Genomic DNA, 599 nt, shown 5'->3' on the forward strand with positions numbered 1-599 from the left:
TTTCTAGAACCAGAACTATCCTACGAAGGATATGAAGTGGACGTAGCAGGTGATGGTAGAACTGGTTTAAAAAAAATAGAAAGTGAAAAGTATGATATAGTGCTCCTTGATATAATGCTTCCTAATCTGAATGGCATTGAGGTATTAAGAAGAGCACGCAAATTTACTAATATTCCTATAATCATCCTTACTGCAAGAGATCAGATAATGGACAAAGTTACGGGACTTGATACTGGTGCTGATGATTATCTCACGAAACCCTTTGCTATTGAAGAGCTTCTTGCAAGAATGCGCAATGCCTTAAGAAAGAATGTTTTACAGAAGGAAGAAAAAAATGTGCTTACTTTCAAAAATATTGAATTAAACCAATCCGTCTTGGAAGTTAAAATCGGTAATGCAACTATTGAGTTGACAAAAAAGGAATACCAACTTATTGAATACCTTATTCAAAATAAAAATAATGTAAGTACAAGAGAACAAATCTTAAATGCTGTTTGGGGATACGATTATCTGGGAAATACCAGTATAGTTGATGTGTATATAAGCTATCTGAGAGTTAAGCTCAATGATGTATCTAATGAAAAATATATAACAACAGT

General features: G+C 33.1%; 1 protein-coding gene. It reads left to right on the forward strand.

Going from position 1 to position 599, the window contains the following annotated elements; genetic code table 11:
* Window positions 1-599, forward strand: a 599-nt coding sequence (locus tag ACJDU8_RS25615; protein WP_406795012.1) for a response regulator transcription factor, incomplete at both ends; no start/stop codon positions are given.

Origin of the sequence: Candidatus Clostridium eludens, assembly GCF_045310515.1 — a bacterium.
GTDB lineage: Bacteria > Bacillota > Clostridia > Clostridiales > Clostridiaceae > Clostridium_B > Clostridium_B eludens.